5 protein-coding genes are annotated in these 7721 nt (G+C 65.5%); 3 read left to right on the forward strand and 2 right to left on the reverse strand.

Translation table 11 applies throughout. The features are described 5' to 3' along the window. Together AC1DQP_RS13120 and AC1DQP_RS13125 are read right to left on the reverse strand one after the other, a co-directional pair. Positions 1–806: LacI family DNA-binding transcriptional regulator (locus tag AC1DQP_RS13120; RefSeq protein ID WP_478051755.1), on the reverse strand; the 806-nt coding region annotated here is incomplete at its 3' end. 42 nt (positions 807–848) lie between these two features. Continuing rightward, positions 849–2141: a sugar MFS transporter gene (locus AC1DQP_RS13125; RefSeq protein ID WP_457318831.1), complete on the reverse strand. Its 1293-nt coding sequence runs from the start codon at positions 2139–2141 to the stop codon at positions 849–851. Positions 2142–2511: 370 nt separating this feature from the next. On the opposite strand from AC1DQP_RS13125, the gene AC1DQP_RS13130 reads away from it, so the two are divergent. From AC1DQP_RS13130 to AC1DQP_RS13140, 3 genes are all read left to right on the forward strand, one after another. Continuing rightward, on the forward strand, positions 2512–3540 hold the full coding sequence (locus AC1DQP_RS13130) for a glucokinase (protein WP_256777082.1): 1029 nt from the start codon (positions 2512–2514) through the stop codon (positions 3538–3540). 136 nt (positions 3541–3676) lie between these two features. Continuing rightward, positions 3677–6307, forward strand: coding sequence for a TonB-dependent receptor (locus AC1DQP_RS13135; RefSeq protein ID WP_478051756.1), 2631 nt, complete (start codon positions 3677–3679; stop codon positions 6305–6307). 94 nt (positions 6308–6401) lie between these two features. Continuing rightward, positions 6402–7721: beta-N-acetylhexosaminidase (locus AC1DQP_RS13140; protein ID WP_478051757.1), on the forward strand; the 1320-nt coding region annotated here is incomplete at its 3' end.

The following is a 7721-nucleotide window of genomic DNA, read 5'->3' on the forward strand; positions in this document are numbered from 1 at the left end:
GGCACGTTCATCCCCGCCGACTTGGCGGCGGCCAGCACGCCGGCCGCGATTTCATCGTTGGAACCGAAGATCGCCGTCGGCGGCTCGCGCAGCGCCAGCAGCCGACGCGCGCCACGGAAACCATCGTCGAAGGTGTAATCGCCCTGCACCACCAGGTGCTTGTCGATGCTCATGCCGTAGTCGCGCAGCGCCGCTTCATAGCCGGCATAGCGCTCGCCGCTGGAGCGGTGCGAGCTGCCGCCCCAGAGGAAACCGATGCGCAGGTGGCCGAGTTGGATCAGGTGCTCGGTGATTTCATACGCGGCCTCGCGGTCATCGACGAACACGCACGCACCGTCTTCGGGATCGGCGGTGGCGGCGATGATCCGCACCAGCTTGATGCCGCGCGCGGTCAGTGCCGCGACCAGATCGGCGCGTTCGGACATCGGCGCGGTCAGCACCAGCCCGGCCAACCGTGAACGCTGCACCCAGTCGGCCAGTTCCTCAGCCAGCATCGGCGAGCTTGAATCGCAGGGATGGATCTGCAGTCCGAACCCGGTTTCGCGGCAGGCTGCCAACACGCCATTCTGCACGCCGATGATGTGGTACGGGTTGGGGTTGTCGTAGACCAGACCGACCACCAGCGTGGTGCCGGTGCGCAGGTTGCGCGCGGCCGGATCGGGCTCGTAATCCAGTTCGGCGATGGCCCGCAGTACCCGCGCGCGGGTGGCCTGCATGACCGAGGGTTCATTGTTGATGACGCGCGAGACCGTCTTCAGCGACACCTTGGCCCGTTCGGCAACATCCTTGATGGTCGCTCTGCGCATGCTCTTTTCCTGCGGGTCCCGTTGGACGTCCATGATCGCCGATCACTGCCCGTCGCGGGAAAGCCCCACCCGGTGCCCGCGCACCGAGTAGAACAGGATGTAGAGGTAGCACGGCACCATCAGCCCGGCGAACACCCACTGGAAGTCAAAATGCTGCTTGAGCACCGCAAACGCCTGGGGAATGATCGCCCCGCCGGCGATGGCCATCACCAGCAGCGCCGAGCCGGTTTCGGTGAAGCGCCCCAGGCCACGGATCGCCAACGGGAAGATCGCCGGCCACATCATCGCGTTGGCAAAGCCCAGCGCGGCGACGAAACCGACCGACACATAGCCATGGGAGAGCAGCGCGCCGATGCAGAACAGCACGCCCAGGATGGCCGAGATGCTCAGGTAGCGCGACTGCGAGACCCGGTGCGGGATCAGCGCCAGGCCGGCCAGGTAGCCCAGCAGCATGGCGCCCAGGGTGATCGAGGTGAACATCTTGGTCTGGTCCAGCGGCAGGTTGAAGCTGTGCCCGTAGGTCCCGATGGCATCGCCGGCCATCACTTCCACGCCGACGTAGACGAACAGGCACAGCACGCCCAGCCACAGGTGCGGGAACTGGAAGATGCTGGTGCGCTCGGCCACACCGGGCGCGCGCGCCGGAGTGGCATTGGCCTCGGCGGTCTTCAGTTCCGGCAGCGGCGAGAACAGCACGCCCACCGCCAGCACCACCAGCAGCCCGGCCATGGCCATGTAAGGCAGCTGGATCTTGGCGGCGAAGGTATCCAGCAGCACCGTCTTGGTGGCTGCGTCGGCCACCTTCACCTGCGCATCCAGGTCACCGATGCCGTGCAGCACCAGCGTGCCGATCAGCACCGGCGCCAGCATGCCGGCGATCTTGTTGCAGATGCCCATCAGCGCGATGCGCCGGGCAGCGGTCTCGATCGGGCCGAGAATGCTGATGTACGGATTGACCGCCGTCTGCAGCAGGGCCAGCCCGCTGCCGATGATGAACAGGCCGCTGAGCGCGCCCGGGTACCAGCGCTGCTGGGCGAAGTGCGCAAACACCACCGCACCGGCGGCCATCACCAGCAGGCTCAGGCTCAGGCCCTTCTTCATGCCGGTGCGCTTGAGGATCCACGAGGCCGGCAGCGCCAGGAAGAAGTAGGACAGGTAGAACACCATCAGCACCAGGAAGGCGCCGACCTCGTCCAGCTCGAAGGCCAGTTTGACGAAGGTGATCAGCGGCCCGTTGAGCCAGGTGAAGAAGCCGATCAGGAAGAACAGCACGCCGATGATCAGGATCGAAGTGAGCACGCTTGAACGCGCGGAGGCAGCAGGCACGGCAGACATCAAGAGAGCTCCTGCATCGACGGCGCGGGGCGGCGTCGGAAGAGTGGCTGGGAACAACGTTGTCACATTTATTCGTCGGGGCGATCGGGTTTGTCAACAAGCGGTTTTTGCCCAACCTGCCGAAGCGGTCGTGCTGCACCTGCGCAGATCGCATGCCCCGCCACGCTTGGCGGTGCGCCATGCGGTCATTCCCGCTCGGTTGCAAAAACATGACGGCCGTTGGCTGAAAACGTTTTCCCAGAGGGGCGCCCGTTGCGGCGCAACATCGAAAGTGTGAGGTTATCGTTGACATCGTTGTCAGAACGATTACAGACTCCCCCTCAATCGCCAGGCCTTATCGCTGGACCTGCGCACATCCAAGGGAGTCCGTGTGACCGCAGCTGCCCACTCCGTCCAGGCCCATGACCTGCCCGCCACGGTGCCGCCCTTCCTGGCCGCCGATGTCGGCGGGACCCACGTGCGCGTGGCCCGGGTCCAGGCCGGCACCGATCCGGACCATCCGGTGCAGCTGCTGGAGTACCGCAAGTTCCGCAATGCCGACTATCCCGGCCTGAGCGCGATCCTGACCGACTTCCTCGGCAGCGGCCCGCGTCCGGCGCACTGCGTGGTGGCCACCGCCGGCGTTGCCCGCGCCGACGGCACGGTGATCACCGCCAACGTGCCCTGGCCCCTGTCGGCGCGCCGCATCGAACAGGACGTCGGCCTGGACCAGGTCTACATCGTCAACGACTTCGAGGCCGTGGCCTACGCCGCGTCCCAGGTCGATGCCAGCGGCGTGCTGCAGTTGACCGGCCCGGCCAGCGCACCGCGCGGCCCGACCCTGGTGGTCGGCCCCGGTACCGGCCTGGGCGCGGCGGTCTGGATTCCGACCGCGCACGGCGCGGTGGTGCTGGCCACCGAAGCCGGACAGCCAACCCTGGCCACCACCACCGAGCTGGAAATGGCGATCGTGCGCCAGATGCAGCGCGAACATGCGCATGTGTCGGTCGAGCACGCGCTGTCCGGCCCTGGGCTGATGAATCTCTATCGCGCCCTGTGTGCACTCAACCACCAGCCGCCGACGCTGGCCAGCCCCGATGCGGTCACCGCCGCGGCCATGGCCGACCAGGACCCGCTGGCACGGCTGAGCCTGGAGGTGTTCTGCGGCCTGCTCGGCAGCACCATCGGCGACATGGCCCTGCAGTACGGCATCACCGGCGGTGTCTACCTGGCCGGCGGCATCCTGCCGCAGATCCGTCAATTCCTGTTGAACAGCACGTTCGTACCGCGGTACCTCAACAAGGGCCCGATGCGCGAAGCGCTGGAACGCATTCCCGTGAAGGTGGTCGAGCACGGGCAGCTGGGCGTCATCGGCGCCGCCAGCTGGTACCTGGGACATAGGGACCACCCGCACGCCTGACACGGCGCGCCGGGCACGCAACACGCAGTACGTGGCACCCATGGCGCGCCCGGCAAAGGGCGCGCGGCAAAGTCGTACCAGACGCAAGAAGACACGCCGTCGCCGGCGAACCATCGGATTGATGAGGAGAGACATCATGAACCACCGCAAGAGTCTGCTTTCGGCAGCCATTTTCAGCTGTCTGGTGTTCGGCGCGCAGGCGCAGGAAACCTCCAGCACCCCCACCGACCTGGACACGGTCAGCGTCGTCGGCATCCGCGCCAGCCTGGAAAAATCGCTGGATACCAAGCGCAACAACGTGACCATCTCCGAGGCGATCACCGCCGAGGACATCGGCAAGTTCCCCAGCACCAACGTGGCCGAAGCGCTGTCGCAGCTGCCGGGCATCTCGCTGGATCGCCGTTTCGGCCAGGGTGAGCGGGTCAGCATCGACGGCACCGATCCCAGCCTGAACCTGTCCTTCCTCGACGGCCACCCGGTCGCGCAGGCGATCTGGCTGTATGGCGAACAGCCCAACCGCGGCTTCGATTACACCCTGCTGTCGCCGCTGATCCTGGGCCGCATGGAAGTCATCAAGTCCTCCGAAGCGCGCCTGACCGAAGGCAGCCTGGGCGGCACCATCCTGATGCACACCCGCCAGCCGCTGGACATGCGCGCCAACGAAGTGGCCGCCTCGGTGGGCTACAGCTACAGCGACCAGGCCAGCAAGGGCAAGCCGAACGCCTCGGCGATCTACAGCTGGAAGAACAACGACGAAACCTTCGGCGTGAACGTCGCCGCGCAGCATTATGAAGAGCGCGTGGATCGCCAGGGCATGGAAGTGTTCGGCTACGCCAAGGCGTCCACCTTCACCAATGCGCCGGGCGTGGACCCGAACGCGGACGTGCCCAACTCGGTCAACGCCGCGTGGTTCCAGCAGGACCGCAAGCGCGACAGCGCCGTGGTCAACCTGCAGTTCAAGCCGAGCGAGGAACTCGAGTTCAACCTGAGCGGCCTGTACATCAAGGAAAACTTCGACAACTACAACCAGTCGATGTACTCCTTCCTGACCTGGAACCCGGGTACCGTCGGTGCGGTCAACCAGCTCGGCGACGTGCGCAACGGCGTGGTCAACAGCGGCCACTCCAACGCCAGCGCGACGGCCAACAGCGGCACGGTGATCTACGACAACAACGTGCGCGAATCCGAAGTGACCACCAAGGGCCTGGACCTGCGTGGCGCCTGGAAGGGCGATGGCTGGGGCATCAGCGGCCAGGTGGGCCAGAGCAAGTCCGAGAACAAGGACCTGGCCCAGTACTTCATCGAACCGTTCTACAACGGCGGCTTCAGCTGGAACCTGGACAAGGGCATCACCTTCGACAACGCCGAGGCCGCGCGCAACCCGGCCAACTGGGGTTCGGCCGGTGGCTGGTTCGGCAACAACGGCATCTTCTCCACCGACAGCAAGGACACCTACGCACAGCTGGACTTCAACGTGCAGTTCGACAGCATCTTCAACCAGCTGCAGTTCGGCGTGCGCCACGGCAAGCATGAAGAGAGCTTCGACCTGAACGTATATGGCGGCGTGCGTCCGGGCACCCTGGCCGACGTGGGCACCATCGGGCTGACCGACATCCAGGGCTTCAGCGACGGCCACGGCCGCCACGTGCAGGTTGGCCGCGACAACGTGCTGAACTGGGTCAAGGGCAGCCCGCTGGATTACGCCAACCCCGATCCGGCCAGCTACCTCAACAACAGCTGGGCACTGGAACAGACCAACAACGCGGCCTACGCGCAGTTGAACTTCTCCAACGGCCCGGTGCGCGGCAACGTCGGCGTGCGTTATGTCGATTCCAAGACCGCAGGCAGCGGCTTCGTCTACGGCGGCACGCCGACCCTGACCGACCTGGACAGCAAGTGGCAGACCCAGACCAGGAAGGAAGATTTCCTGCTGCCGTCGGTCAACCTGGTCTATGACACCTCCAGCGACTGGGTGTTCCGCTTCGGCGCGAGCAAGGTCATTGCCTGGGCGCCGTACAACCAGATGGTGAACAACACCTTCCTCAACGACACCACGCTCACCGGCAGTGGCGGCAATGCGGCACTGTCCCCGTACGAGTCCTGGAACTACAACCTGTCGGCCGAGTACTACTTCGCCCCGCAGTCGGTGGTGGCCTGGTCGCTGTTCTACAAGAAGATCGACAACTACATCGACACCAGCGCGGTCACCGAGCGCCAGTACAACTCGATCCGCGACACCTCGCCGGCCACCTGGGCCAACATCGTAGGCACCAACGGCTGCGCCGCCGACGGCTACTGCGACTACAGCATCCAGCGTCCGCGCAATGCCGGTAGCGGCCACATCAAGGGCTTCAACATCAGCTTCCAGCAGCCCTTCGGTGAAAGCGGCTTCGGCCTGACGGCGAACTACACCTACGCCAACGGCGAGAACAACTCCGGTGATCCGCTGCCGTACCAGTCGCGCAACTCGATCGCGCTCAGCCCGTACTTCGAAAAGGGCCCGATCAATGCACGCCTGACCTACAACTGGCGTGACAGCTACCTGGCCGGCGGCTACGTCGCAGGCTCGGCACCGGCCAGCGTGGACGACTACGCCGAGCTCGGCGCCAGCTTCGGCTACACCTTCACCGAGAACTGGTCGCTGACGCTGGACGCGCAGAACCTGCTCAACGAAGAGTATTTCCAGTACCTCGGCGACAAGGACCACCTGGCCTCGCGCTATAAGAGCGGCCGCCGCTACATGGCTACGGTGCACTTCAAGTTCTGATTGCCATAGCACTATGCTGCACACCTGAAACGGGCCCGGATCTCCGGGCCCGTTTTCACAGGTGGAACCCGATTCGCAACACAGGAATGACCCGATGCATACCCGCACCCGTCGTACCTCGCTGTCACTGCTCTCCTTCGCATTGGCCCTGTCCCTGGCACCGCTCGCGCAGGCCGCCGATGCCCCGGCCACTGCTGGCCCCCGCGCCATGGCCGGCCCACTGCCGTTGATGCCGGCGCCGGCCAAGGTCGAACGCCTCGACGGCAGCGGCTTCAGCGCGGTCGCCGGCACCCCGGTGTGGGCCAAGGGCGAGGCCGCGCAACGCGTGGCTACCCAGTTCACTACGTTGCTGCACGACAGCGGCGGCCCGGTGCTGAACGTGGCCGGCACGCGCGGCGGCAACGGCATCCACTTCGTGTTGAACCGCACGCTCAAGACCGGCGCCGAAGGCTACCAGCTGCGCTCGGGCCGCGACGGCGTGACCGTGCAGGCAGCTACCGAGGCCGGCCTGTTCTACGGTGCAGCCACCCTGTCGCAACTGCTCAGTGGCGGCAGCAACGGCGTCCTGCCGGCGCTGCGCATCGACGATGCACCGCGTTTCAGCTGGCGTGGCCTGATGCTCGATTCGGCGCGCCACTTCCAGAGCCTGGACGAGATCAAGCGCGTGCTCGACGCGATGGCCGAACAGAAGCTCAATACCTTCCACTGGCATCTCACCGATGACCAGGGCTGGCGCATGGAGATCAAGCGCTATCCCAAACTGACCGGGATCGGCAGCTGTCGTATTCCGGCCGGCGATGGTGGCCGCGATCCGGTCACCGGCGCCGAACGCCCGTATTGCGGCTTCTATACCCAGGACCAGATCCGCGACGTGATCGCCTATGCCGCCGCCCGGCATATCCAGGTGATCCCGGAAATCGACGTGCCCGGCCACGCCACCGCCGCGATCGCCGCCTATCCCGAACTGGGCACGCTGTACACGCCGCTGAAGCCGCTCAGCGAATGGGGCGTGTTCCCCAACCTGTTCAACACCGAGGAAAGCACCTTCACCTTCCTGGAAAACGTGCTGGAAGAAGTGATCACCCTGTTCCCGGCCAGGTACGTGCACGTCGGCGGCGACGAGGCCGTCAAGGACCAGTGGGAAGCCTCGGCACGCGTGCAGGCGCGCATGCGCGAGGTTGGCGCAGGCAATGAAATGGAGATGCAGAGCCACCTCATCAAACGCCTGGAGACCTTCCTGGAGCAGCACGACCGGCGCCTGATCGGCTGGGATGAAATCCTTGAAGGCGGGTTGCCGCCGGAGGCCACGGTGATGTCCTGGCGCGGCACCGAAGGCGGCCTGAAAGCCGCCAGCGAAGGCCACGACGTGGTGATGTCGCCGGTCACCGATATGTACATGGACTACCTGCAGACC

Source organism: Stenotrophomonas sp. P5_A8 (assembly GCF_056400545.1).

What these genes read in the sequence shown, in the direction of transcription:
- AC1DQP_RS13125 (WP_457318831.1), bottom strand. Translation starts at nt 2,141, where the DNA reads ATGTCTGCCGTGCCTGCTGCCTCCGCGCGTTCAAGCGTGCTCACTTCG.
- AC1DQP_RS13135 (WP_478051756.1), top strand. Translation starts at nt 3,677, where the DNA reads ATGAACCACCGCAAGAGTCTGCTTTCGGCAGCCATTTTCAGCTGTCTG.